Below are 24,718 nucleotides of genomic sequence, written 5' to 3' on the forward strand. Positions count from 1 at the left end.
AACCGCGCGGCACCATCGAGACCGAAGCAGCACGCCGCCTCGCCGACGACCTCAACAACCAGTAGTCACCAGCTAACCCAACACTTTCTGAGGCGCGCGGACCTCGGCAGGGCCGCGACCTGCGCCGAACCGGTGCGGAGCCGGGTGGCTACGCTGCCGGGATGACCTCCGTGCCGTCCGTACCCTCCGTACCGCCTGGGCCGTTCGGACCGCCTGGACCGTCCGGACCGCCGGCCGCGGCGGTCGCCGAGGAGCTGCGCCGGCTCCAGCAGCTCCTCCCGGCCGAGCTCGGGCCGGGCCTCAGCGAGCGGGAACTCGACGAGGTCGAGGCCCGGTTCGGCTTCCGCTTCGCCGCGGACCACCGGGTCTTCCTGGCCGCAGGCCTGCCGTACGGCTCGCCCTCCTGGCCGGACTGGCGGCACGGCGACCCGGCGGAGCTGCGGGCGTGGCTCGCCCGGCCGGTCGAGGGCGTGCTGTTCGACGTCGAGCACAACGGCTTCTGGCACCCGAACTGGGGGCCGGAGCCCGCCGGGCGGCCGGAGGCGCTCCGGATCGCGGCGGCGGAACTGGCGGACGTCCCGCAGCTGGTGCCGGTGTACGGCCACCGCTACCTGCCCGGTACGGCGGGGGAGTTCGGCCATCCGGTGCTCTCGGTGCACCAGACCGACGCCGTCTACTACGGGAACGACCTCGCCGACTACCTCCGGTACGAGTTCACCGGGCGGTCGGCCGGGCTCTCCCGGGCCCGGGCGACCGTCGGTTTCTGGTCGTACCTGCTTGAGGGCTGCCCGGAGACCGCGGTCAGCACGCCGCACGATCCGTACGCCACGACACCGGCGGAGGCGGTCGAACACCTGCGGATGCTGGCGCTGGAACGGCTGATCGGCCGCCGGGTCGCGGACGAACAGCTGGTCCAGGCCGGGCTGGTGGCACTGGTCCTCGACGTCGAGTCGCCGTCCCTCCCGCTGCTCGCCGGGCTGCCACGCGCCGAACACGGCCGGGCCGGTGCGCTGTTCGGGCAGGTGCTCACCGAGCTGGGCCTCGACTCCGGTCTGCCGCAGGAGGCGGCCCGCTGGGAGTCGGCCCATTGGGACGCGGCCGGCTGGGAGCCGGTCCGTTGGGAGCTGGTCCGCTGGTGGCTCCGGCTGATCGTGAACGGAAGTACCGCCCCCGCGGCCGGCGTCGAGGTGATCGCCCACGAGGGCTGGGGCGCGCTGGCCCGCCCCGAGGCCCTGCGGCCGCTGGTCGAACTGGCCGGGGACCGGGAGCAGGGCCGGGACGGCGGCCGGGAGACGGTCGCCGACGCGATCCGTGCCGAGGCCGACCGGCTGCTCGCCGGCCCCTGGCCCCCGCCCAGGGGCTGACCGTCGCTCCCGTGGACGGGGTTCCGGGCCCGACGGCCAGGCCCTGAACCCGGACTCCCGCCACGAGGTTCAGTCCTGCGGGACCACCAGGGCCAGGGTGAGCGGGCGGTGGCCGGCGTCGGGGCCGGCCTCGACGGTGTGGACGCCCGGGGCGGTGCGCCAGGCGTGAGCCGTGGTGTCCCAGGTCTGGACGGCCCGGCGCGGGACGGTGATCCGGGCGGTGGAGACGGCGCCCGGGGCGGCCTCGACCACGGCGAAGCCGGCCAGTTGCCGGTCGGGGCGGCTGCGGTCGGATCCGTCCGTGGCGAGGTAGACCTGCACCACCTCGCGGCCGGTCCGGTCGCCGGTGTTGCGGACCCGGACGGAGACCTCGGCCAGGGTGTCCGTGCTGCCCGCGGCGCCCTCGGTCAGCCGGGCCTCCAGGCCCTCGTAGGACCAGCGGGTGTAGCCGCGACCGGCGCCGAACCAGTAGGCGGGGGCGGCGCCGGCCCGGCGCTGCCAGGCCCGGTAGCCGATGAACAGGCCTTCGGGGTAGTCGAGTCGGCCGTCGGTCGGGGTGACCTCCCAGACCGGGCAGTCGGCCTCCTCGGCGGGCCAGGTGGTGGGCAGCCGGCCTCCCGGTTCGACCGTGCCGAGGAGCACGTCGGCCAGTGCCTCGCCGGCCTGCTGGCCGGGGAACCAGCCGAGCAGCACCGCCGCCACCGACTCGCGCCACGGCATCAGCACCGGGGCGCCCGCGTTGACCACCACCACGGTGCGCGGGTTGGCGGCCGCGACCCGGGCGACCAGCTCGTCCTGACGGCCGGGCAGACGCAGGCCGGCCCGGTCCACGCCCTCGCTCTCCACCTCTTCGGTGGTGCCGACCACGACCACCGCGACCTCGGCCGCCGTGGCCGCCGCGACGGCCTGCTCGATCAACTCCTCGGCGGAGACGGTGGGTGCGGCGTGGCCGAGGGTGAAGGAGACCAGGCCGAAGCCGGCGAAGCCGCCCGCCTCCGGCATCGTGCAGGTCAGCGAGACGGCGACCTCCCGGTCGGCCGCGAGCTCCAGCTCGACCCGGTGCTCCGGGGGGTTGAGGAAGGCGGCGGCCGGGTCCTCGCCCTCCGGCAGCAGCGTTCCGTCGAAGAGCACCTCGCCGTCCGCCTCCAGCCGGAACCGGCCGACGCCGCGGACGGCCAGCTGGTGCCGGCCGGTGGTCCGGGCGGTGTCGGTGGTCCCAGTGCCGCCGGTGGTCCCGGTGGTCCCGGTGGTACCGGTACTCAGGGTGCCGGTCAGCCGGACCGCGGTGAGCTCGGCGAACGGGACGCCGCCGGGCAGCGCACCGAGCCACCGGAGGTCGCCGCCGGGCAGCGCGGCAGTGCCCAGAGTGCCCTGGGCGCCGAGCAGTTCGGCGGTGCACGGGAAGGCGGCCGGAGGGAGGAAGGTGCGCGGGTCGGCGCCGAGCGCGTGCACCAGCCGGGTGCCCTCGCCCAGCGCGGCGCGCAGGCCCTCCAGCGGACCGACCAGCCGGGTCGGGAAGACCTGGGCGCTGCCGCCCCCGCCGATCCGGGGCTCGGCCGCGGCCGCACCGATCAGGGCCACCGAGGCGGGCGCCGGGTCGAGTGGCAGCACGTCGCCCTCGTTGCGCAGCAGGACGAAGGAGCGGGCCGCCAGTTCGCGGACCAGTGCCTCGCCGTCGATCGGCGCGGGCAGTTCCTCCGCCGGGACGGCCGCGGGCGCGCCGGCCAGCAGGCCGACCCGGGCGGCCAACCGCAGGACCCGGCGGGCCAGTTGCTCCACCGCGGTCTCGGGGACGAGACCGTCGCGGACGGCCCGTACGAGGTGCTCGCCGTAGACGGTGGCCGGGCCGGGCATCGCGATGTCGAGGCCGCCGAGGGCCGCCCGTACGGTGTCCCGGGCGCCCGTCCAGTCCGAGACCAGGACGCCGTCGAAGCCCCACTCCTCACGCAGCACCGCGTTGTTGAGCTCGGCGTGCTCGCTCATGCTCGGGCCGTTGACGGCGTTGTAGGCGGCCATCAGACCCCAGGGGCGGGCTGTTCGGACGATCGTCTCGAACGGTGCCAGGTACAGCTCGCGCAGGGTGCGCTCGTCCACCCGGACGTCGACGGTGTAGCGCTCGGTCTCCGAGTCGTTGGCGACGAAGTGCTTGGGCGTGGTGGCGACGCCGCCGTCCTGGACGCCGGAGACCAGGGCGGCGCCGATCCCGCCGGTGAGCAGCGGGTCCTCGGAGAAGCACTCGAAGTGGCGTCCGCCGCGCGGGCTGCGGTGCAGGTTCACGGTCGGGGCGAGCACCACGTGGGCGCCCTTGCGCCGGGCCTCCTGGGCGAGCAGCCGGCCGGCCCGGCGGACCAGGTCGAGGTCCCAGGTGGCGGCCAGGGCGGTCGGCGAGGGCAGGGCGACGGACGGGTCGTCCGGGGTCCACTGCTCCCCGCGCACGCCGGCCGGGCCGTCGGACATCACCAGCCGGCCGAGGCCGATCCGCTCGTCGGCGGGAAGCGACCACATGTCGGCCCCGGCGAGCAGGGCGACCTTGGCGGGCAGGTCGAGCCGGGCGAGGGCGGCCTCGACGGCGGTCTCGCGGCGGGCGTCGGCGTCGTTCCGGGGGTCGGCGGTCGCGCTGTTCCCGTCGCTCACGCGGCCCACACCGCCCACGCCGCTCGTGCTGTTCACGCTGTTCTCCTCGTGCTCCGTACGGTCGTCCACGGCTCAGATCCACCCTTCGAGCGCGGTCATGAATCCGGGGTGGTCGTCCCGGTGCACGGTGTGTCCGGCGCCCGGGACGGTGCGCACCTCGAAGCCGCGCTCGCGCAGCAGCTCGGCGTCCGGGGCGCCGACCAGGAAGCTCCGGTCGGCCAGCACCACCAGGGAGGGCACGGCGGGTGCGGCGGGCAGACCGGACTCCTGGCCGGACATGGCCAGGGCGGAGTCCGGGTCCCAGGCGGCGAGGGTGGCGAGCTCGACGTCGAGGTCGGCGCTCTCCCAGCGCGGGTTGAGGGTGCGGATCTGCTCCCGGGTGGCGTCCCGGAACTCCACGAACAGCGCCGGGTCGACCCCCGAGGCCTCGGCGAACTGCCAGGCCGGGTCGACGTAGACGGCGCGGGCCGGGCGCAGCCGCTCGACCGCGCGCAGCAGGGAGATGCCGCCGAGCGAGTGCCCGACGGCCAGGTCGGCCCCGGCGGGCAGGGTCTCGACCAGGTCCTCGGCGTACGCCTCCAGCGGGTAGCGCTCCCGCGGGGTCGCGCCGGTGCCGCGCGGGCTCTGCCCGTGGCCGCGCTGGTCGACGGCGATGACGCGGTAGCCGCGCTCGGCCAGGGCCGGTCCGACCCGGCGCCAGGTGCGGTGGTCGGACATGATGCCGTGCACCAGCAGCGCGACGCGCTCTCCGGTGCCCCATTCCTGGGTGTGCAACTTCATGGTGGGGGAGCCTTTCGACCGAGTTCAGCCGGGTTCGATCGGATCCGGCAGGATTCCGACCGGGGTGCGACCAGGTGCGAGCTGATACGACCAAGTACGACCTGATGCACGTTACACGTGTAACGGTTACTCGTGTAACCACGTGTCTATCAGGGCATTCCGTCCCACGGCCAGAGCCCGGCGTGAAAAGATTCCCACCGTTATGGACAGCGACCGCACCGAACCCGCCGCCCCCGCTCCTACCCACGGTCCCGCCCCCGGTCCCGGTCCGGTCGGCGCACCCACCAGCGCCGACGTCGCCCGCCTGGCCGGCGTCTCCCGGGCCACGGTCTCCTTCGTGCTCAACAACACCGCCGGCGGACGGGTCAGCGAGCAGACCCGGCTCAAGGTCCGGGCCGCCGCCGACCGGCTCGGCTACGTCCCGCACGCCGCCGCCCGCTCGCTGCGGGCCGGCCGTACCGGCCTGGTGCTGCTGGCCGGCTCCACCGCACCGATCGGCCCGCTGTTCAGCGGCTTCTACCGGGACCTCCAGGACGCCCTGCACCGCCACGGCCACACGCCCGTACTGCTGGGCCCGACCGTCGGCGACGGGGACGAGGCCGTCCGGGCCTGGGCCGAACTGCGGCCCACCGCCGTGTTCTGCCTCGCCCGGGGGCTCACCCCGGACGGCGTGCACCTGCTGCGCCGCTCCGGCGCCCGGGCGGTGCTCACCCTCGGCACGCCCCCGGTGCCCGGCGCGCACGCGCTGCTCATGGACCAGCGGGAGGTCGGCGCCGTCGCCGCCGCGCACCTGCTGGAGCGGGGTCGGCGCCGGATCGGCGTGGTGATGCCGACCGACCCGGCGCTCGCCCTGTTCAGCGAACCCCGGCTGGCCGGCATCCGGGCGGCCGCCGAGTCGGCGGGCCTCGGCGCCGTGGTCGAGCCGCTGCCGCTGGACTACACCGAGGAGTCCGCGGCCGGACTGGCCGCCCGCTGCCGGGAACTCGCCCTGGACGGCCTGTTCGGCTACAACGACGAGTACGCCATGCTCGTCCTGCGCGCGCTCCAGGACGCCGGTGCCGACGCACCCCACCCGGTGGCCGTGGTCGGCGCCGACGACCTGCTGCTCGGTCGACTGCTCCGCCCCCGGATGAGCTCGGTCCGGATGCGGCTGCCGGCCGGCGAGGAACTGGCCGAGCTGGTCGACCGGGTGATCGCCGACCCGGACGCGCCCCCGCTCCGCCGGGACCTGATGACCGTGGAACTGGTCGCCCGCGAATCGTCCTGACCCGACGCGCCCCGGCTCACGTCGAGCTGCCCCGAGTCGAGCTGCTGCGGATCGTCCCGAGCGGCGCGTGCCGTCAGCGGCCCGTGGTGAGGACCATCCGGAACCGGGCCCGCCCGTCGGCCATCTTGGCGACCGCGGCGGCCGCCTCCGTCAACGGGGCCTCCTCGATCCACGCCCGCACCCCGGACTGGACGGCGAAGCGCAGGGTGTCCTGGGTGTCGACGGCGGTGCCGGAGGAGTGGGCGTACACCTTCAGGTCGCCGTTCAGCAGCTGCAGCGGGTTGACCGCGAGCCGGTCCGGCGAGGCCCCGACGATGATCAGCTCGCCGCGGCGGCCGAGCCCGTCGATGGTGGCGGACATGGCGTCCGAGTTGGTGATCGTGGCCAGCACCACCTTGGCCCCGCCGAGGGCCCGCAGGGCCTCGGCGACGTCGCCGGCGGTGCTGTCGATGTACCGGTCGGCGCCCAGCTGGTGTGCCAGCGGCTGCTTCTCCTGGCCGCGGGCGATCGCCACGGTGCGGAAACCCATCGCGCGGGCGAACTGGACGCCCAGGTGGCCGAGCCCGCCGAGGCCGAGGATCGCCACCGTGTCGCCGGGGCGGGCGGCGCTGCGGCGCAGCGCGTTGTAGACGGTGACCCCGGCGCAGGCCAGCGGCGCGGCCTCGGCGGCGGTCAGCTCGTCCGGCACGGCGGCCAGGGCGACGGCCGGGACGACGACGGAGTCGGCGTAGCCGCCCGGGTAGGCGGCGCCGGGGATCTCCAGCCGGTCGCAGTGGACGGCGTCACCGGTGCGGCAGGCGTCGCAGCGCCCGCAGCTGCCGCCGTACCAGCCGACCGCGACCCGGTCGCCGATGCCCCAGCCGGTCACGCCCTCGCCGAGGGCGTCGATGCGGCCGGCGATCTCGTGGCCGGGGGTGACCGGGTAGGTGGTGCCGGGCAGCAGTCCGGCCGCGATCAGCAGGTCGGAGTGGCAGACGCCGCACGCCTCGACGGTGATCCGGACCGTTCCGGGCCCCGGTTCACGGGGCGGTACCGCGACGAGGACGGGCGTGGCCTGCGAATCGGCGACCTGGACGGCGCGCAGCGCGCCGCCGGAGGGGGTGGGGCTGGTGGCAGCCATGGGGGAGAGCCTCTCGCTCGGGGGTCGACGCGGGGCGGAGCCCGCACGCGCTGACCCCACCAGCTTGGTGCCTCCGCCGCCGCCCGGCCACGCGCCCGGTCCCTTCCCGGCGTCCGACTCCTTCGGCGTCCGGCCCTTTCGGTTCCCGCCCCCCTTCGGCGTCCGGCCCTTTCAGTTCCCGCCCCCCTTCGGCGTCCGGCTCTGCCGGCGCCCGCCCCCGCCGACACCCAGTCCCTCTGGCGCTCAGCCGTGACGCCGGTAACATGAGGCATCCTCACATTCTCGTCAGGAGGCTGCCATGCCGGATCGTTTCGACCTGCCGGCCGGGTTCCGTTGGGGCGCCGCCACCGCGGCCTACCAGATCGAGGGGGCGGTGGACGAGGACGGCCGCGGCCCGTCCATCTGGGACACCTTCTGCGCCCAGCCCGGCGCCGTCCGCGACGGGCACACCGGCGCGGTCGCCTGCGACCACTACCACCGCTACCCCGAGGACATCGCCCTGATGAAGGGCCTCGGGCTGGACGGCTACCGCTTCTCCATCGCCTGGCCCCGGGTCCTGCCCGCCGGTGCCGGGCCGGTGAACCCCGCCGGCCTCGCCTTCTACGACCGGCTGGTCGACGCATTGTTGGAGGCGGGCATCGCCCCCCTCCCCACCCTCTTCCACTGGGACCTGCCCCAGGCCCTCGAAGACGCCGGCGGCTGGCTCAACCGCGACACCGCGTACCGCTTCGCCGAGTACGCCGACGTCGTCACCGACCGCCTCGGCGACCGCGTCCCCACCTGGATCACCCTCAATGAGCCCTTCGTCCACACCGTCTTCGGCTACGCCCTGGGCACCCACGCCCCCGGCCACACCCTGATGTTCGAGGCCCTCCCGGCCGCCCACCACCAGCTCCTCGCCCACGGGTTGGCCGCCTCCCTGCTCCACGACCGCGGCCTGGAGGTGATGCTCTCCAACAACCTCACCCCGGTCGAACCCGCCACCCAGGACCCCGCCGACCTGGCCGCCGCCACGGCCTACGACGCCCTCCACAACCGCCTGTTCACCGACCCCGTCCTGCTCGGCCGCTACCCCGACCTCTCCGCCCTCGGCGTCCCCGACGACATCTTCGGCGCGATCCGACCCGGCGACGTCGACCTCATCCACACCCCCGGCCTCGACGGCCTCGGCCTCAACTTCTACAACCCCACCCGCGTCGCCGCCCCCAGCGACCCCGACCTCCCCTTCGACCTGGTCGCCATCCCCGACGTCCCCCACACCGCCTTCGGCTGGCCCGTCGTCCCCGACACCCTCCGCCAACTCCTCCTCCAGCTCCGGGACTTCTACGGCAAGGCCCTCCCGCCCATCACCATCACCGAGAACGGCTGCTCCGTCGACGCCGCCACCACCCCCGACCAGCCCCGCATCGACTACCTCGCCACCCACCTCGACGCCCTCGCCGCCGCCACCGCCGAAGGCATCGACATCCGCGGCTACTACACCTGGTCCCTCCTCGACAACTTCGAATGGGCCGAGGGCTACCACCAACGCTTCGGCCTCGTCCACGTCGACTTCACCACCCAGCAGCGCACCCCGCGCGCCTCCTACGCCTGGTACCGCGACCTGATTTCCTCTCATAAGGCGAGGCGGACAAGCTAGTTGAGGTCCGATGTCGACTCGGTTCCGATCGCGCCATCGGTGTGTGCATCGCGGACTCCCCGGCGCGGCCACACGCATTCCTGCGCGTCCCTTCGACAGTGCCGGCGCCGCGTGACACCCTGGAATCAGCGTTGCTTCGGTAGGGTAAGCCGGTCGTGTGCCTCTGCGCCCGCCAACGCGAGCTGCTGCCAGGGCGGTCGTGCGACGATCGACAAGAGAAGGGTCACCGATGGTGTCGGACCAGGCCGTGATCGGTTGCCCGGGGGTGCTGGTGATCGGCACCCGGGGAGCCGCCGGCCCTGGTGAGGTCCTGGTCAGGATCAGGGGCGGTTCGGAGTCCTTCCTCGCCTGGTCGGAGGAGCCCCTGCCGAAGGGGACGTCCGTCCTGGTGATCGAATCGCGTGGTACTCGCCAGGTCGACGTCATCGAGTGGACCGACCCGACCGACGAGCCGTGGGCCGACCGTGCCGACGGCATTCGCTGAGGAGAAATCAGGATGTTCGGCTACCGCGTTCCCGCTCCCGACCAGGCGATGCTGATCTCAGGCGGAAAGCGGGGCCTTGCGGGTGCGCCGTTCCGCGTGGTGACCGGGCACGGCACGTTCGTGTTGCCGGTCTTCCGCAAGGTCCGCTTCCTGACTCTGGCGATGTGCGAGGCAGAGGTCGCCGAGACCTGCGTCACCAAGCAGGGTATTGCGCTGACGGTACGGGCGGTGATCGCGTTCAAGGTCGGGAACGACAGCGAGAGCATCGTCAACGCCGGCCAGCGCTTCCTGTCCGACCAGGAGCAGATGTCCGTGCTGACCGGCCGGATCTTCGCCGGGCACCTGCGTGCCATCATCGGCTCGATGACGGTCGAGGAGATCGTCACCGAGCGGCAGAAGCTCGCCACTGAGGTCCTGGACACCTCGAAGGCCGAGATGGCGAAGATCGGACTGAGCGTGGACTCGCTTCAGATCCAGTCGATCGACGACGGAGACACCGGTTACATCGTCGCGATGTCGGCGCCGCACCGGGCCGCCATCCAGCGGCAGGCCCAGATCGCCCAGGCTCAGGCCGCCCAGGCCGCAGCGGAGGCGGAGCAGCAGTCCGCCCGGCAGCAGGCCGAGTACGCTCGGCAGACGGCGGTGGTGAAGGCGCAGTACAACGCCGAGGTGGACCAGGCCCAGGCGCAGGCCGCCCAGGCCGGCCCGCTGGCGCAGGCGCACGCACAGCAGGAGGTGCTGGCGGCGCAGACCGAGCTGGCCCAGCGTGCGGCAGAGCTGCGCCAGCAGCAGCTGGTCGCCGAGGTCGTGAAGCCGGCCGAGGCGGAGGCCGAGCGGATCCGGGTCGTGGCGCTGGCCGAGGCGGAGCGGATGAAGATCCAGGCCGAGGCGGCGGCCTCGCATGACCGGGTGGCGCTGGACCGGATGCTGATCGACCAGCTGCCGCAGATCGTCAAGGAAGCGGCGGGCGGGCTCGCGGGCGCCAACGTGAACGTGCTCAACGGCACCGACGGCTTGGGCGAGATCGCAGCGGGTCTGGTCAGCCAGGGCCTGACGATCCTGGACTCGGTCCGCCGGGGCCTGGGTACGCAGCAGGGTCGAGTCGACCAGAACGACGAGCGGGCCGGGCTCGAACCAGGGCAGTAGACGGAGGCCTCCGGCCGCACCGAACGGTCCGAACCGCCTCGACCTCCCGCCGGTCCCGCCGCGCACCCGCACGGCCGACCGGTCGGTTCAACTGCGGGCGTCCGGTTCGCGTCGTCCTCGGTGAGGTCCTGGTCGGTGTCGCGGGGCTCTGGGGGCAGAACGGCCGCACAGCGGCACCGGAGTCAGGGAGCGACGACAGGGCATTCGACAAGTCCGAGCCCGTCACCGGTCGTTCAGAAGCCGGACGGCCCGCCTCGCGGCTCCGGGGGAGGAGCCGCGAGGCGGGCCGGTCGGGGGTGACGGACAGGTGGGGCTCGTACCCCGGGTTCAGCGTCCGCCTCCGGTCTGCACCTCCGGCTGGCCCGACACGGCCGTGATCCATCTGCTGCGCCGACTCGCCGACGACGGTGCACGATCCGAAAATGACGGCCGGGGGGAGCGGGGACGTGCGTACGATCCGGGGGTCGATGGCCGTGCCGGCGACCCGAGGTGGAGGCGTACGTGTGGGGCAGCGCGTTAGGTGACTTCTTCGAACGGGAGCCCGGGACGCCCGATCTCCGCGGCCCCTGGCGGTACTTGATCCGGATGGCCGTCCGGCACCGGCGGACCCTGCTGCTGGACTGTCTGTGCTGCATGATGTGGTCGGCCGGGCTCGGGCTGACCCCCGCCGTGATCGGGCAGGCGGTCAACCGGGGGCTGGTGGCCAGGGACCAGGCGGCGCTGGTCGGTTGGGGGCTCGCCGTGCTCGGCGTCGGGGCGCTCAGCGCGCTGTCCGCCGTGTTCGTGGAGCGCCTGGACACCCGGCTCCGGGTCGAACCCGCTTACGAGACCATGCAGTTCGTCACCCGCAAGGTGTGCGAGCTGGGCCCGGCGGTCGGCCGGAAGGTGTCGGCCGGGGACCTCGTCACCGTCGGCGTCTCGGACATCAACCTGATCGGTCAGACGCTGGAGGTCGGCGCGCGCGGGGTCGGCGGGCTGGCCGGGTTCGTGCTCGTCGCGGTGTTCATGCTGGTCGCCTCCTGGCAGGTCGGCCTGCTGGTGCTGGTCGCGGTGCCGGTGATGCTCGTGGTCACCACCCGGCTGGCCCGGGTGCTGCGCGACCGACAGGGCCGACTCCGGTCCCGCCAGCGGGAGTTGGCCGACCAGGCGGTGGACATCGTGCGCGGACTGCGGGTGCTGCGCGGCATCGGCGGCGAGGAGCTGTTCGCCGCCCGCTACCGTGCGGACTCCCAGCGGCTGCGGGCCACCGCGCTCCGGCAGGGCCGGGCCTCGGCCGTGCTCGGCGCGTCCAGGACCTTCCTGCCCAGCCTGCTGCTCGCCGGCGTGGTGGCACTGGCCGGGGAACTGGTCCTGCACCAACGGCTCAGCGCCGGGCAGATGGTGGCCTTCTACGGGTACGCCGGCTACCTGGTGATCCCCACCAACCAGATCACCTTCGCCGTCTCCAAGGCCATGCAGGGCCATGTCGCCGCCGAGAACGTCGTCCGGCTGCTGCGGACCGCACCGGACCTGGCGCCCGGTGCCCTGGCCGGTGCCCCGTCCGGCGCCGCTCCCGACGGCATGCCCGGCCACGGGCCGCTCGCCGACCCCGACTCCGGCCTGCGGGTACCCGCCGAGGGACTGACCGCCGTGGTCTGCACCCCCGCCGACGCCGTCACCCTGGCCGACCGGCTGGGGCGCCGGACCGACTCCGACGCGACCTACGCCGGACGGAGGCTCGCCGAGCTGCCACTCGACGGGGTCCGTCGGCGGATCCTGGTCACCACGGCCGAGGAGCACCTCTTCGCCGGGCCGCTGCGCCGCGAACTCGACCCGTCGGAGTGGACGTCGGAGACCGAACGCCCCGGCGGCGATCCCGACGGACGGCTCTGGGCGGCCGTCGACGCGGCCGCCGCCCGGGACGTCGTGGAAGCACTGCCGGGCCGACTCGACGCCGAAATGGCCGCCGGAGGACGGGAGTTCTCCGGCGGCCAGCAGCAACGCCTGCGACTGGCCCGCGCGTTGCTGGCCGACCCGGAGGTGCTGATCCTGATCGACCCGACCAGCGCCGTCGACGCCACCACGGAGAACCGGATGGCCGAGGGGATCGCCCGGCTGCGTCGCGGCCGGTCCACCGTCGTGTTCACCACCAGCACCGTGCTGCTGCACCGGGCCGACGGCGTCGCCCTGGTGCTGGACGGCGCGGTCGTGGCCGAGGGCTCCCACCACGAGCTGCTGGCCGACGACCGCTACCGCGAACTGGTCCTGCGCTGGACCGGCGAGGAGGAAGCCGGAGGGACGGGAAGGGCGGTACCAGGGGAGTCGGGCGAGGAGTCGGGCGAGGAGAGCGAGGGGGAGGCCGCATGAGCGAGCTGCCCGTCGCGAGCAACCGTGAGCTCGCCGCGTACGCGCGCCGTGCCCTCCGCGCCCACCGTGGCGAACTCGCCCTGGTGGTCGGTGTGCAGGCGCTCGCCGCCGTCGCCGGGCTGTTCGCGCCCTGGCTGCTCGGCACCCTGGTCGCCGATGTCACCCGCGGCCACGACACCGTGCTGTGCCTGGTGCTGCTGATCCTCGGCTGCCTGGCGGCCCAGGCCGTGCTGGTCCGGCTCGCCGAGTACGCCGCGGCCAGGCTCGGCGAGAGGATCCTGGCCGGCCTGCGCGAGGAGTTCGTCTCGGACCTGCTGGCCCTGCCGCCGGAGACCGTCGAGGACGCCGACGCCGGCGACCTGATCACCCGCACCACCCGGGACATCGACCTGCTCTCCGGCGCCATCCGCTCCGCGATCCCGGCCACCATGACCTCGGTCGGCGTCATCGGCTTCACCCTGGGCGCCCTGGCGCTGGTCGGCCCGGTGCTGCTGCTGCCCGTCCTGCTGGTGGGGCCGGTGTTCCACTTCGCCGCCCGCTGGTACCTGCGGCGGGCGCACCAGGGCTACCTGCGCCAGGCCGCCTCCTACTCCCGGCTGACCGAGAGCCTGGCCGAGACCGTCGAGGGCGCCGGCACCGTCGACTCGCTGCGGCTGGCCGCCCGCCGGATGGACCGGCTCGACGAGTCCATCGCCGACGCCTACGCGGCCGAGCGCCACACCCTGCGGCTGCGCAACGTCTTCCTGCCGATCTGCGACACCGGCTACGCCCTGCCGGTGGCCGCGATGCTCGTCTTCGGCGGCACGCTCTACCTGCACGGCGTGGTGTCGCTCGCCGCCGTCACCGCCGGCACCCTGTACGCCTCACAACTGCTCAACCCGCTGGACCAGTTGATGTTCTGGCTGGACTCGCTGCAGTCGGCGGGCGCGGCGCTGGCCCGGCTGTTGGGCCCGGCGCGGTTCCGGGACCCCGGGGCGTCGCCGGACCCGGCCCCCATCCCGGCCCCCACCCCGGTTCCAGCCGCGGCCGCCGACACTGCCGGGGCACGGGACATCGTCGTACGCGAGCTCCGCTACGCCTACCGGCCCGGCCACGACGTGCTGCGCGGGATCGACCTGACCGTCCGGCAGGGCGAGTGGCTGGCCGTGGTCGGGCCGTCCGGCGCGGGCAAGTCGACACTGGCCAAGCTGCTGGCCGGGATCTACACCCCGCACGGCGGCGGCATCACCGTCGGCGGCCGGGAGATCGCGGACCTGGCCCCCGTGGAGCGGCGCGGCACGGTGGCCCTGGTGACCCAGGAGCACCACGTCTTCCGGGGCTCGTTGCGCGACAACCTGACCATCGCGCGCCCGGGCGCCGGGGACGAGGAACTCGCCGACGCCCTGCGGGCCGTGGACGCCTGGGAGTGGGCGGAGGCCCTGGGGGTGGACAGCGCGGTCGGCCCCGGCGGGCGGGCCCTCGACCCGGCCAAGGTGCAGCAACTCGCCCTGGCCCGGCTGATCCTGGCCGACCCGGAGGTCCTCGTCCTGGACGAGGCGACCTCGCTGCTGAACCCCCGGGCCGCCCGGCACCTGGAACGCTCGCTGGCCGCCGTCACCCGAGGCCGTACCGTGATCGCGGTCGTGCACCGGCTGCACACCGCCCGGGACGCCGACCGGATCGCGGTGCTCGACGCCGGCCGGGTCACCGAGTTCGGCACCCACGCGGAACTCCTCTCCGAGAACGGCGCTTATGCCGGGCTCTGGCGCGCCTGGCAGAGTTAGCCCCTTTGACGGAAGGCCGGATTCAGGAATTCCCTTGTCGGCAACCGTACGCATTTTCCCGCCAAAGCGCGGGAGGGTCCGATCGCACCTCGCAACCCGGCTGCCAGACGGCCACCTCGGGAAACAATGGTGATCGGGCGGCCGGGGCCTCGTCACCACGGCCGCGCGATGGACGGGATGCAGGGCCCGGCCGCCGGTCCAGGCTCCGTCGCGGTGGCCCCGACGGCCGGTGCGGCGAACCCGCGCCCCCGTCCGACCGGCACCGGGAGCCGATCGCCGTTTTCCGGAACCGTTTCTCCGGGAATGCGGGCGGATCGATGCGGTGGAATTCGTTCCGGGCCGGGACGGGCCGGGACGTGTCGGGTGGGAGTCCTTGGCCTGAATCCGGGGGAAACACGGCCGCGGACGATGTTCGTACTGGCGCCGGACCGGGGTGTCCGGCAAACCTTGGTTCCGGCGCGGCCGGCCGGTGACGGAGGCCGCGCCCTCAACCCTGCGAAATACGTTCGAAATACTCGAAAGAGGGGGAAGTAATGCGATCTTCTCTGGCAAGGGTGTTCGTCGGCGCGGCGGCCGTGGTCGGGATCGCCGCCGGAAGCCTCGCCGGCGCGAGCGCGAGCCTGGCGGCCACCCAGCCCGCCGCGCAGGCCGCGGTCAGCAGCCCGCGCATCTCCATCCTCGCGGTGAACAACCTCGGCCTGGACACGGCCCACGCCAAGAACTGGCAGAGCTGCCTGAACGCCTTCGGCTACAACCCCGGTTCCTTCGACGGGTCCCTCGGCCCCAACAGCTGGTCGGCGGCGCAGCGGTTCCTGAACGCCAACGGCTACAACGCCGGTGCCGTCGACGGGTCCGTCGGACCCAACACGATCGCCGCGCTGCAGCGGTTCCTGAACGCCGTCGGGTTCAACGCCGGTACCGTTGACGGGATTGCCGGCCCGCAGACCAAGGGCGCGTTCTGGAACTACAACAACACGGGCTGCTGAGGCACCCCGGACCGCTACCGAAACCGCCCCCGTCGCTCCGAGCGGAGCGACGGGGGCGGACTGTCGGGGGCGGACTGTCGGGGGCGCCGTGCCCGCCGGTCAGCTCAGGGTGCGGAGCGCGGCGGCGTCGTACGGGTGGAGGTCGGTGAAGCGGCCCGCGAGGACCTTGGCGGCCCACTCCGGGTCCTGGAGGAGGGCCCGGCCGACGGCGACCAGGTCGAACTCGTCGCGCTCCAGCCGGTCCAGCAGGTTGTCGATGCCCTGGACCGCGGAACCCTCGCCGCGGAAGGCGCCGACGAAGTCCCCGTCCAGGCCGACCGAGCCGACGGTGATGGTGGGACGGCCGGTGAGCTTCCTGGTCCAGCCGGCCAGGTTGAGGTCGGAGCCGTCGAACTCGGGCACCCAGTAGCGGCGGGTCGAGGCGTGGAAGGCGTCGACCCCGGCCTCGGCGAGCGGGGTGAGGATCGCCTCCAGCTCCTGGGGGGTCTCGGCGAGGCGGGCGTCGTAGTTCTCCGACTTCCACTGCGAGTAGCGGAAGATCACCGGGAACTCCGGGGAGACCGCCGCGCGCACCGCGGCGACCAGCTCGGCCGTGAACCTGGTCCGGGCGAGCAGGTCACCGCCGTAGGCGTCGGTGCGGCGGTTGGTGCCCGCCCAGAGGAACTGGTCGAGCAGGTAGCCGTGGGCACCGTGCAGTTCGACGCCGTCGAAGCCGATCCGCTCGGCGGCCGCGGCGGCCTCGGCGAAGGCGCCGATGACGGCGTCCAGGTCGGCCGGGGTCATCGCCCGGCCGGTCCCCTCGGTGCCGTCCAGCCGGATGCCGGACGGGCCGATGGCGGGGGCGTCGGCGAACGGCGGGTCGCCCTGCTTGCGCACCATGCCGATGTGCCAGAGCTGCGGCACGATGGTGCCGCCCGCCGCGTGGACGTCCTCGACGACCCGGGCCCACCCGGCCAGCTGCTCCTCGCCGTGGAAGCGCGGGATGTTGTCGCTCTGCCCGGCCGACTCGTGGCCGACGTAGGTTCCCTCGGTGACGATCAGGCCGACGCCGGCGGCGGCGCGCCGGGCGTAGTACGAGCGCACGTCCTCGCCGGGCACGCCGCCCGGGGAGAACTGGCGGGTCATCGGCGCCATCACGATGCGGTTGGGCACGGTCAGCCCGTTGATCGTGACGGGTCGGGACAGGATCCCGGCCGCGCGGGAGGCCGGGTTCTCGATGACGGTCATGGAAGTCCTCGCGGGTGGCGGTGGTGTGCGCCGAGACGGAAACGGTTGCCCGTGCCAACCACCCCGGTGGCCCGCACATTTCGTCTCCCGCGCCGAACCCGCTGTGATCTGCGCCACGATGTTCCCCTGTGGCGATCATCCGTCAGGGGCAGGGGCAGGGGCAGGGGCAGGGGCAGGGGCAGGGGCGGTGGCGGTGGCGGTGGTTACCGGACGGGCCCCGGCGCGCCGGTGGCGTCGTCGACGCGGATCTCGTCGATGATGCGGGCCGCCCAGTCCGCGGGCCGCCGGTGGCCGAGGAGTCGGGAGAGCAGGGCCATCCGGGTCCGGCGCTCGGCCGGGGCGAGGTCGAGGGCCCGGCCGAGGACGGTGCTGAGGTCCCCGGGGGTGCGGGGGTCGGTGAGCAGGGCGGCCGCACCGAGTTCGGCGGCGGCGCCGGCGTGGCGGGAGAGCACCAGGACGCCGGGATCCGAGGGCTGGGGCAGCACGGCCCGGGCGGCGACGAACTCCTTGGCGGTCAGGTTCATCCCGTCCTGGAGGGAGGTGACCCAGAGCACCTCGGCCGCCAGGTAGGCGTCGACCACGCCGGTGGTGCCGAGGCGTTCGGGCCGGTAGTCGACGGGCTGCCAACCCGGCTGTGCCCAGCGGGTGTTGACCTCCTGGATGCGCCTTTCGAGTCGGCGGCGGGTGGTGTCGTAGGCGGTGACGCCGTGCTCGGGCGGCGGACAGACGAGCCGGAAGGTCAGCGAGCCGCGCAGGTCGGGCCGTCGGGCGAGCAGGAGGTCGACGGCGTCGACCTTCTGGACCGGGGCCTTGGCGTAGTCGAGGCGTTCGACCGAGAGCACCACGCGCCCGGGGGCCGGGCGGCGGTGCGGTGCGCGGAGGCGGGCGAGCCGTTCCACGGCCGACCGGTCGATGCCGAGCGGGTGGACGGCGGTGCGCGTGCGGGGCCGGTCGGATCGGCCGACCGGGTCGTCCGTACCGGCCAGGGTGGCGCGGAAGCGGGCGGCGAAGTCCTCGGTGTGGAAGCCGGCCCAGTCCAGCCGGGCCAGCGAGCGGCGCAGTTCGGCGGCGACCGGGAGGGTGGCGAAGGTCTCCGGGGCGGGGAACGGGGTGTGGTGGAAGAGCCCGGTCCTGAGGTCGGGCCGGAGGCGGCGCAGCAGTCCGGGGACGAGCCAGAGGTTGTAGTCGTGGAGCCAGACGGCCGCGCCGGGCGCGGCCCGGGCGCTGATCAGCTCCGCGAAGCGGGAGTTGACCGTACGGTAGTCGCTCCAGGCGGCCGGGTCGAAGACCGAACGGTCGGGTTCGGACATCAGGACGGGCCAGAGGGTCTCCTTGCAGGCCCGGTGGAAGTAGCCGCTCCAGGTGGCCCGGTCCACGGGGACGGCGGCGAGCGGGGGGCCGGCCGGGGGCGGGGTCGGTCCGTCCGACCCGGTCCCGGCGGTGACCCAGATCCCGGGCAGGCCGTCGGCGAAGGCGCTGGTCAGGGTCGGCAGGATGCCATTGGGACTGGTGGGGGGCTGCCAGCTCTCGCCGTTCCAGTGCAACGGCGGACGGTGGTAGGCGACCACGACGGAGTGCGGGCCGGCAGCGGCGCGTGGGGTGGTGGCGGGGCGTGGGGCGGTGGCGGGGCGCTCGGGCCCGGCCGTGGGGGAGACCCACCCGAGGTCCCTGAGCGCCGCGTGGATGCCGGCTGCGCCGATGTGCTCGGGGCGGTGGACCACCGGGTCCCCGGCGAGGGCGGCGAGCAGGGCGGGTTCGGCCCCGCCGACGACCACCGCACGGGTGCCGAGCCGGAACAGCGAGAGGTCGTTGAGCGAGTCGCCGGCGACCAGCGTCTCCTCGGGCTGCCAGCCCAGCTTCCCGGTCAGCGCCCGTAGTGCGTTGCCCTTGGAGGCCAGCGGCGGCAGGACGTCGAAGTAGCGGTCCGCCGAGTACACCCAGGCGCAGCCGAGGGACTCGACGGCCGCGGTGAGTTCCGCGGTGAGCCGGTCGGGGGCGAGGTGGTAGGAGCAGCGCCCGTCCTGGACCACGTCGTGCTGGTAGCCGAGCTGCGGGAAGCGGCGTAACGCGGCGCGGACCCGTTCCGATCCCGGCCAGCCGGTCCGCAGCTGGTCCTGGATCGGGTCGACGGGGGTGAAGTCCGTGCCGTCCAGGACGGTGGCGCCGACGTCGGCGATGATCCACCGGGGGCGCGGGACGAGCGGGTCGCGCAGCACGTCCCGGATCGAGGCCGAGCCGCGTCCGGTGGCGAAGACCACGGTCACCTCGGGATGACGGGCCAGGGCGTCCCGCAGTCGACGTCGGTCGTCCAGGGAGCCGCCGAGCAGGGTGCCGTCCAGATCGGTGATCAGATATCTCGACATCCGGGGGACGCTAACACGGTCACCACGGGTTCTGAAGCGTTCAACTCAAGCTGGTATCCGCCCGGTTCGGCCGAGTCGACGGTCGAGCTCCGCGGCGTGCAGGGCCGCGCTGGAGCCCGGCCCGGACGGCCGGGTCGTCGCCGAAGGAGAGCGCGACGGTCAGACTCCGGACCGGGAAGGGGTGGTGGCGGAAGGCGGCCTCGTCCAGCCCCTCTTGCCGGGCACTGGCCAGCACCTGGGTGCTGAACGGGTCGGTGCCGAAGTCCGCGCTCCACACCACCCGCCGCCCGAGCCGGTGCACCGCCATCGCCAGGGTGTACGCACCGCCCGGCACCAGGCCGAAGCCCTCCGCGAACACCTCGGTGCCCGGCCGCACCGGCCGCGGCAGGCCGTGGAACACCAGGTCCGTGAAGTACGGTCCCGCCACCAGGACTTCACACGGACGTACCGACCCGTTCGGCTGCATCCGGCGAGCACAGGCGCTGTGGACCGCCGGGCGTGCCGGAACCGCGGGGGTGCGCCGGAGACCTCGTGACAGCACCGGCCGCCGCGATGAACTGCGGCTCGGTCGACGGTTGCGAGAGGGGGCGCTGCCGACAGCGCGCGGTCCTCGCCGCGTCCGGATCCGCAGGGCCGCGGTGGAACCGGTGCGCGCCGTCGGCGGTGAGCACGGCCTGGAAGGCCTCCATCAGGAGGGCCGTCATCGCGGGGCCGAAGCGGTGCGGAGCCCCGGTGACATCGCTCGGTGGGCACGCGCCCCGGGTCAGCGCCTCGATGGACTCGGCGATCCGCGTCCCCAGGTCCCGGGCGAGTTCGTCGGCGCTCCCGTGGGGGCGGTCGAGCACCTCGGCGACGATGTGGAACGGGTCCTGGGAGGTCGGGAGGGCGTGCCTGCCTCCGGGCTCGGCCGGGGGGTCGAGCTCGGAGAGGGTCAGGATGGCCTCAAGGTTGAGGCCGCGGCGCTGGAGGTACTGGATGGAGGCGATGCGCCGGACGTGTTCCGGGCCGTAGAAGACCCGCTTGCCGACGCGTTCGGCCGGGGGCAGCAGCCCGCGCGCGTGGTAGGCCCGGACGCTCCGGGCGGACAGTCCGGCCCGGGCGGTGAAATCGGCGATGTCCATCCGGAGGGCGGCCGGGCCTGGTGCGGCCGCTCCGGCGGCCGGGGGCACGTCGGGGACCGGGGCGGGGACGGGGACCCTGGCCATCGTTCCGGCTCCGCCCACCGACGTGGCGCGCGAGCCCACGGCCGGGGCCCGGCCCGCCGTCGGCAGCTCCGGCACGATCACGGCGGAGAAGGGGACAGCGGTGGCGAACCGCTCCTCCAGTAAGTCCCGGTAGCGCGTCGATTCGTAGCCGGCGCGGGCGTGTTGGGCGTCGCGGAAGCGCAGCACGACGGTGTGGGTGCCACCCGTGGGGCGTCCGCCCGGGTGGAGGCGGACGGTCCCGTTCGTACTGGCCAGCAGCTCGCCGCCGCCCGGTCCGGGCCGGCCGGGCACGGACCGGCCGGGCGGGGGCGCCGCGGTCCGGCGGTGGGCGGCCGGGCGCTGCGGGGCGGTCACGGCGAAGGTCAGGATCAGCAAGGCTGTCACGGGCGTTCCTGTCGACTCGGGCAACTGCCGGTGGGAGGAGGCGTGGTGAGGAGGCGTGGTGGTGCGCGGGCCGGCACGGTCGGGGCCTCGCGCAGCGTGCGCGTGAAATGCATCAGGGCACTGCGGATGTAGTTCAGAGTACTACCAGCGTAGTGACGGAGGAAGGGTGGACCGGCATGCTTGGACCATGACCTCGCCTCGTGCCGTCCTGATCGCCGACACCGCCGTCGCCCTGCTCGCCGAGCGCGGGCTGCGGGGCCTGACCCACCGTGCGGTGGACGAGGCGGCCGGCCTGCCGCCCGGCTCCACCTCCAACCTGGCCCGCACCCGGGCCGTGCTGTTGACCCTCACCCTGGAACGGGTCGCCGGGGTGGACGCCGACCCGCTGCGCCCGCTGCGCCCGCTTCAGACGGTCAGCGCCTCGCTCACCCGCCAGGCGGCCCGCGAACTGCTCGTCAACCTGCTGGCGGAAGACCTCCAGGTCCGCCTGGCGGCGGGCCGGGACCTCACCCTGGCCCGCCTGGAGCTCGCCCTCGAAGCCAACCGTGACCAGACACTGCGCGCCCGCTACGACGAACTCGGCGGCGGTTTCCGCGAGTTCGCCGCCGCCCTGCTCTCCGCAGCGGGCAGCCCCGACGGCGAGCGGCGCGCGCTGTACCTGATGGCCTGGTGCGACGGCGTCCTCTTCCACACGGCGGCGGGGGCCGGGCGGACGCACCCACCGACCAGGGAGGAGCTGCGCGAGCAGGTGGAACTGATGATCCGCACCCTGATCGACCCCTGAGCCCCGGGCGGTTCCCCGGAAGCCCGTGCGCGAGTCGGCCACCTGGGAGACCATGCCCCCATGGACAGCGAGACCCTCGTACGGACCCGCCGCTCCCTGCACGCGGTGGCCGAGCTGGTGTTGGCCGGCCCGCAGTACCGGGCGAGCGGGACGATCCGGTTGCGGGCCTGCCCCGGCGGCTTCGGGACCACGGTCGGGCCGCGGTTGCGGGTGGTCGGTGCGGAGCTGGTCGCACCGGGGCGGGTGCTGTCCCTCGAACGGACCAGCTGCGCCGCCCTCGGCGAGGCCCTCGGGTTCCCCGTCGGCGCGCCGGAAGGGCTGTACCGGGACGGGCCGGGCGTCGCCGCCGACCACGCGATCGAGGTGGACCAGGAGGCGGCCGGCCGGATCGCGGACTGCTTCGCGCTCGGCGAGGCCGCGCTCGACGGGCTGTTCCCGGAGGAGACCCCGGTGATCTGGCCGGAGCACTTCGACCTCGGGGTGACCGTCGACGCGGTGAACTACGGCGTCTCGCCCGGCGACGCCTTCCAGCCGGAGCCCTACGCCTACGTCGGCCCGCACGCCGTGCGGCAGGGGGAGTTCTGGAACGCGCCCTTCGGCGCGGCCCGGACGATCCGCGAACTCGGCGGCGTGGCAGGACTGGTGGACTTCCTGGAGCAGGGCCGTCGACAGGCCGGCGGCGCCTGACCGTTCTGCCGGTCGGGCGCCGCCGGGGGATCGGTCAGCTGTGGTGCCAGGTCACCGAGAAGTCGGTGCCATCGGTGATCTCCGAGGTGGTGGCCTTGGTGACCTTGCTGGTGGCCATGTCGATGACCGAAGGGTTCGAAGCGCTGAGAGCCTTGCCGTTGACCGAGGCGTTGGTGAATCCGACGGTGCCGAAGTCGGCCAGCGGAAGGACACCGGAGGTGGTGGACGGAGCCTCGGCGATCACTTCGGCGGAGGCCAGGGCCGCGTTCCTCAGGGTCTTGTTGACGCTGTGGCTCCAGCCCGCGGTGGTGTTGCGGATGGTGAGGGTGAAGGAGCCGTTGCCATTGGTGCTGACGCTCGCGACGAAGTGGTCGCCGGGGCTCACGAGGTTCCGGAAGTTGGTCGGGTAGGCCGGGTACATCTCGTACCAGGACGAGTAGTACGGGGTGCCGAGCGAGCAGTCGGCCTCGGTGCCGATCTGTTCGACGCTCTTGCTGCCGTCGCCGTCGAGGCCCACCCAGAAGGCGGAGTAGGTGTTGTTGTCGGTGCAGGTGACGGTCGGCTGGTCCCACTCCGCGCTGACGCTGGTGAACTTGCCGCCGGTGGCCGCGTAGCCGGACCAGTTGCTGCTGGTGCCGTACATCAGTGAGCTGTCGTGGTGGTGCTCGGCGATCGGGGCGAGGACGGGGGTGGGGGCGTGGACGTGTGCAGCCGGTGAGCCGGTGCCGAGCAGTGCGAGCAGGGCGGTCGTGGTGGCGAGTGTGAGCGGACGGGCGAGGCGCATGACGGGTCCCGGGGACGTGTGTGGGGTTGACTGAGCGTCGACAAGCTAGCGACCGCAGTCCGGGCCCACGGGGCCGCCCGGCCGGTGACGGAGCCGGGATTCGCCTGTTCGGCTGAGCGGGTGCGGCCAGGTGCCGCACCCGCTCGGGACGGGCATGTCGGGGCGGATCAGAAGCCGATGATCCGCAGGGTGTCGTTGACGGTGACGTAGAAGGTGTGGCCGTCCGGGCCGACCGCGAGCCCGGTCACGTACTGGAGGCCGGGGACCCCCTCGGTCGGGACGAGGTGGTGGGTGGCGAGGTCCAGGGAGAGGACCGAGGCCTTGCCGTCCGGGCTCGTGGTGTCCTGCCCGACCGCGTACAGCCGACTGCCGTCGCGGCTCACCGCCGGGTTCTGCAGCCGCTGTCCCGGGGCGATGTCGAAGGTCGCGTCGACGGTGTCGGTGTCGAGGTCGACCGTGTAGCCCTTGCCGTCGTCGCCGACGCCGTGCACGTGGGTGTCGTCCGGGTCGAGCGCCAGGTTGACGATGGTGCCGGCCGTGGCGGCGACGGTGCCGACCACTGCCGGGGGCTCGTCGTCCAGGGCCAGGTGGACCAGGCCCGTCTCGGTGGCCACGTAGGCGTCGTCACCGTCCGGCCGGACCACGATCGACGCCGGGTACCGGCCCGGAATCGAGAGGGCGTCCGTGAACGCCTGCCGCTTCGCCGAGAAGCTGAGCACCCTGGCCCCCGGGCGGGGAGGGCGGTGCCAGGACGCCGGTCCGTCCTGGGTCACATAGACCTGCGATCCGTCCGGGCTGACCGCCAGCGCGCTCAGCCCGCCCGGGTAGGTCCCGGAGGGACGGGGCTGGTCCGGTACCTCGGTGCTGGACACCAAGGTGTCGGTGGCGGTGTCGACGACGCCCAGCACGGAGGCGGGGAAGTGGCGGTTCGGGCCGAGCAGGACGTAGACGCGCGAACCGTCCGGGCTGACCGCCATGGGCCCGGCATCGCCGCCGAACCCGGTGGTGAGGGTGACGACGGCGGTGATCGCACCGGTCCGGGTGTCGACCGTCTTCAGCTTCAGACCGTGGATGCTGTCCTTCACCGCGACGTAGGCCCGGCGCCCGTCCGGGCTGACCGCCACCGCGGCGGGCGAGGCGTCCAGGGCGACGGTCCGCGGCACTCCCCGGACCGGTCCTCCGTGGTGCCCGCCTGCGGCGGCGGGGCCGGCCGCGCCGAGCAGCAGGGCTCCGGCCGTCAGCAGGGTGCCTAACCAACGAGCCTTTGACACAAGCGAGTTCATGGTGTCCTCCCCTTGGCGCACCGCACGTCCGTGCGGTGGCGGGGACACGCTACGGGAGGAAGGTGACGGGCGGTCGGCCGCGATTTGTGTCGGGCGCCGGGGAGGGGTACTGTCGCCCAGTCGCTCGGCAGGGAGCACCGGACACGCAACAGCGCGGACGGTCCCGGGGCGGCCAATCCCTTGAAACACCACTTCTCGGTTCGCATCGGGTCGTGTTCGCGCATTTTTCGCGTTCCGACCGGGGCTTATTTGGCATGGGCGTTTATCGGATTGCGGCTGGATTCGCTTTTCGGAGCGGGGGTCGGCTAGAGTTTGAAACGTCGGACAGGGCGTCAAGCCAGAGAAGACACCGGCGAGTTGGATGAACGAAGCCCCGGAAACGGAGCGGAAAACATCTGATAAGCTGGAAACACGAAAGAACGAAGCGCCCGGAGGGCCCGCTGGAAGGCGGTCCGAAGGAAGCGTCCGTTCC

General features: G+C 73.8%; 20 protein-coding genes. 11 read left to right on the forward strand and 9 right to left on the reverse strand.

The window, feature by feature from the left end; all coding sequences use genetic code 11:
- Nucleotides 1-161: 161 nt before the first annotated feature.
- Complete coding sequence (locus ABTZ03_RS41515; RefSeq protein ID WP_350518440.1) at nucleotides 162-1,364, forward strand: hypothetical protein; 1,203 nt, start codon at nucleotides 162-164, stop codon at nucleotides 1,362-1,364.
- A gap of 69 nt (nucleotides 1,365-1,433) precedes the next feature.
- Here ABTZ03_RS41515 and ABTZ03_RS41520 read toward each other — a convergent pair whose 3' ends face one another.
- Both ABTZ03_RS41520 and ABTZ03_RS41525 read right to left on the reverse strand, forming a co-directional pair.
- Complete coding sequence (locus tag ABTZ03_RS41520) at nucleotides 1,434-4,034, reverse strand: beta-glucosidase family protein (protein ID WP_502894762.1); 2,601 nt, start codon at nucleotides 4,032-4,034, stop codon at nucleotides 1,434-1,436.
- A 36-nt stretch (nucleotides 4,035-4,070) separates the two neighbouring features.
- Complete coding sequence (locus ABTZ03_RS41525) at nucleotides 4,071-4,778, reverse strand: alpha/beta fold hydrolase (protein WP_350518441.1); 708 nt, start codon at nucleotides 4,776-4,778, stop codon at nucleotides 4,071-4,073.
- Between the two features lie 202 nt (nucleotides 4,779-4,980).
- On the opposite strand from ABTZ03_RS41525, the gene ABTZ03_RS41530 reads away from it, so the two are divergent.
- On the forward strand, nucleotides 4,981-6,045 hold the full coding sequence (locus ABTZ03_RS41530; protein ID WP_350518442.1) for a LacI family DNA-binding transcriptional regulator: 1,065 nt from the start codon (nucleotides 4,981-4,983) through the stop codon (nucleotides 6,043-6,045).
- A gap of 73 nt (nucleotides 6,046-6,118) precedes the next feature.
- Here the strand turns inward: ABTZ03_RS41530 and ABTZ03_RS41535 are convergent, their stop codons facing one another.
- Nucleotides 6,119-7,165, reverse strand: coding sequence for an alcohol dehydrogenase catalytic domain-containing protein (locus tag ABTZ03_RS41535; protein WP_350518443.1), 1,047 nt, complete (start codon nucleotides 7,163-7,165; stop codon nucleotides 6,119-6,121).
- 298 nt (nucleotides 7,166-7,463) lie between these two features.
- On the opposite strand from ABTZ03_RS41535, the gene ABTZ03_RS41540 reads away from it, so the two are divergent.
- The 7 genes from ABTZ03_RS41540 to ABTZ03_RS41570 all read left to right on the forward strand — a co-directional run bounded on the left by ABTZ03_RS41540 (nucleotide 7,464) and on the right by ABTZ03_RS41570 (nucleotide 15,529).
- Nucleotides 7,464-8,804, forward strand: coding sequence for a GH1 family beta-glucosidase (locus ABTZ03_RS41540; protein ID WP_350518444.1), 1,341 nt, complete (start codon nucleotides 7,464-7,466; stop codon nucleotides 8,802-8,804).
- Between the two features lie 229 nt (nucleotides 8,805-9,033).
- A complete protein-coding gene (locus tag ABTZ03_RS41545; protein WP_350518445.1) occupies nucleotides 9,034-9,288 on the forward strand; it encodes an NfeD C-terminal domain-containing protein in 255 nt (84 codons plus the stop codon).
- A gap of 12 nt (nucleotides 9,289-9,300) precedes the next feature.
- Complete coding sequence (locus ABTZ03_RS41550; RefSeq protein ID WP_350518446.1) at nucleotides 9,301-10,434, forward strand: SPFH domain-containing protein; 1,134 nt, start codon at nucleotides 9,301-9,303, stop codon at nucleotides 10,432-10,434.
- Between the two features lie 307 nt (nucleotides 10,435-10,741).
- Nucleotides 10,742-10,954 (forward strand): DUF2399 domain-containing protein, encoded by a 213-nt coding sequence (locus ABTZ03_RS41555; RefSeq protein ID WP_350518447.1) that lies wholly within the window; start codon nucleotides 10,742-10,744, stop codon nucleotides 10,952-10,954.
- Entirely contained in the window at nucleotides 10,936-12,780 is a 1,845-nt protein-coding gene (locus ABTZ03_RS41560) for an ABC transporter transmembrane domain-containing protein (RefSeq protein WP_350518448.1), read from the forward strand. Before ABTZ03_RS41555 ends, ABTZ03_RS41560 begins: the two co-directional genes overlap by 19 nt.
- The gene (locus ABTZ03_RS41565; protein WP_350518449.1) at nucleotides 12,777-14,543 is read left to right on the forward strand and encodes an ABC transporter ATP-binding protein; all 1,767 of its coding nucleotides are present in this window, start codon (nucleotides 12,777-12,779) and stop codon (nucleotides 14,541-14,543) included. Before ABTZ03_RS41560 ends, ABTZ03_RS41565 begins: the two co-directional genes overlap by 4 nt.
- A gap of 533 nt (nucleotides 14,544-15,076) precedes the next feature.
- The gene (locus ABTZ03_RS41570) at nucleotides 15,077-15,529 is read left to right on the forward strand and encodes a peptidoglycan-binding domain-containing protein (RefSeq protein WP_350518450.1); all 453 of its coding nucleotides are present in this window, start codon (nucleotides 15,077-15,079) and stop codon (nucleotides 15,527-15,529) included.
- 99 nt (nucleotides 15,530-15,628) lie between these two features.
- Here ABTZ03_RS41570 and ABTZ03_RS41575 read toward each other — a convergent pair whose 3' ends face one another.
- From ABTZ03_RS41575 to ABTZ03_RS41590, 4 genes are all read right to left on the reverse strand, one after another.
- Nucleotides 15,629-16,756: an NADH:flavin oxidoreductase gene (locus ABTZ03_RS41575; RefSeq protein WP_350518451.1), complete on the reverse strand. Its 1,128-nt coding sequence runs from the start codon at nucleotides 16,754-16,756 to the stop codon at nucleotides 15,629-15,631.
- Between the two features lie 203 nt (nucleotides 16,757-16,959).
- Nucleotides 16,960-19,119, reverse strand: a complete 2,160-nt coding sequence (locus ABTZ03_RS41580) for a trehalose-6-phosphate synthase (RefSeq protein WP_350518452.1) — start codon at nucleotides 19,117-19,119, stop codon at nucleotides 16,960-16,962.
- Nucleotides 19,120-19,159: 40 nt separating this feature from the next.
- Nucleotides 19,160-19,546, reverse strand: coding sequence for a carbohydrate kinase family protein (locus ABTZ03_RS41585; protein ID WP_350518453.1), 387 nt, complete (start codon nucleotides 19,544-19,546; stop codon nucleotides 19,160-19,162).
- A gap of 7 nt (nucleotides 19,547-19,553) precedes the next feature.
- A complete protein-coding gene (locus tag ABTZ03_RS41590) occupies nucleotides 19,554-20,708 on the reverse strand; it encodes a MerR family transcriptional regulator (RefSeq protein WP_350518454.1) in 1,155 nt (384 codons plus the stop codon).
- A 187-nt stretch (nucleotides 20,709-20,895) separates the two neighbouring features.
- Here ABTZ03_RS41590 and ABTZ03_RS41595 point away from each other — a divergent pair, with 187 nt between their 5' ends.
- Complete coding sequence (locus ABTZ03_RS41595; protein ID WP_350518455.1) at nucleotides 20,896-21,492, forward strand: TetR/AcrR family transcriptional regulator; 597 nt, start codon at nucleotides 20,896-20,898, stop codon at nucleotides 21,490-21,492.
- A gap of 60 nt (nucleotides 21,493-21,552) precedes the next feature.
- Nucleotides 21,553-22,179, forward strand: coding sequence for a hypothetical protein (locus tag ABTZ03_RS41600; protein WP_350518456.1), 627 nt, complete (start codon nucleotides 21,553-21,555; stop codon nucleotides 22,177-22,179).
- A gap of 34 nt (nucleotides 22,180-22,213) precedes the next feature.
- Here ABTZ03_RS41600 and ABTZ03_RS41605 read toward each other — a convergent pair whose 3' ends face one another.
- Nucleotides 22,214-22,963, reverse strand: a complete 750-nt coding sequence (locus tag ABTZ03_RS41605; protein WP_350518457.1) for a G1 family glutamic endopeptidase — start codon at nucleotides 22,961-22,963, stop codon at nucleotides 22,214-22,216.
- A gap of 167 nt (nucleotides 22,964-23,130) precedes the next feature.
- Nucleotides 23,131-24,246: a lactonase family protein gene (locus ABTZ03_RS41610; RefSeq protein ID WP_350518458.1), complete on the reverse strand. Its 1,116-nt coding sequence runs from the start codon at nucleotides 24,244-24,246 to the stop codon at nucleotides 23,131-23,133.
- Between the last annotated feature and the right edge of the window lie 472 nt (nucleotides 24,247-24,718).

Origin of the sequence: Kitasatospora sp. NPDC096077, assembly GCF_040303245.1 — a bacterium.
In the GTDB taxonomy this organism is placed as follows: Bacteria; Actinomycetota; Actinomycetes; order Streptomycetales; family Streptomycetaceae; genus Kitasatospora.

Coding starts and splice junctions, on each gene's coding strand:
- ABTZ03_RS41525 (WP_350518441.1), bottom strand. CDS start 4,778: ATGAAGTTGCACACCCAGGAATGGGGCACCGGAGAGCGCGTCGCGCTG.
- ABTZ03_RS41570 (WP_350518450.1), top strand. CDS start 15,077: ATGCGATCTTCTCTGGCAAGGGTGTTCGTCGGCGCGGCGGCCGTGGTC.
- ABTZ03_RS41575 (WP_350518451.1), bottom strand. CDS start 16,756: ATGACCGTCATCGAGAACCCGGCCTCCCGCGCGGCCGGGATCCTGTCC.
- ABTZ03_RS41545 (WP_350518445.1), top strand. CDS start 9,034: ATGGTGTCGGACCAGGCCGTGATCGGTTGCCCGGGGGTGCTGGTGATC.
- ABTZ03_RS41610 (WP_350518458.1), bottom strand. CDS start 24,246: ATGAACTCGCTTGTGTCAAAGGCTCGTTGGTTAGGCACCCTGCTGACG.
- ABTZ03_RS41550 (WP_350518446.1), top strand. CDS start 9,301: ATGTTCGGCTACCGCGTTCCCGCTCCCGACCAGGCGATGCTGATCTCA.
- ABTZ03_RS41580 (WP_350518452.1), bottom strand. CDS start 19,119: ATGTCGAGATATCTGATCACCGATCTGGACGGCACCCTGCTCGGCGGC.
- ABTZ03_RS41595 (WP_350518455.1), top strand. CDS start 20,896: ATGACCTCGCCTCGTGCCGTCCTGATCGCCGACACCGCCGTCGCCCTG.
- ABTZ03_RS41530 (WP_350518442.1), top strand. CDS start 4,981: ATGGACAGCGACCGCACCGAACCCGCCGCCCCCGCTCCTACCCACGGT.
- ABTZ03_RS41535 (WP_350518443.1), bottom strand. CDS start 7,165: ATGGCTGCCACCAGCCCCACCCCCTCCGGCGGCGCGCTGCGCGCCGTC.
- ABTZ03_RS41605 (WP_350518457.1), bottom strand. CDS start 22,963: ATGCGCCTCGCCCGTCCGCTCACACTCGCCACCACGACCGCCCTGCTC.
- ABTZ03_RS41515 (WP_350518440.1), top strand. CDS start 162: ATGACCTCCGTGCCGTCCGTACCCTCCGTACCGCCTGGGCCGTTCGGA.
- ABTZ03_RS41600 (WP_350518456.1), top strand. CDS start 21,553: ATGGACAGCGAGACCCTCGTACGGACCCGCCGCTCCCTGCACGCGGTG.
- ABTZ03_RS41565 (WP_350518449.1), top strand. CDS start 12,777: ATGAGCGAGCTGCCCGTCGCGAGCAACCGTGAGCTCGCCGCGTACGCG.
- ABTZ03_RS41540 (WP_350518444.1), top strand. CDS start 7,464: ATGCCGGATCGTTTCGACCTGCCGGCCGGGTTCCGTTGGGGCGCCGCC.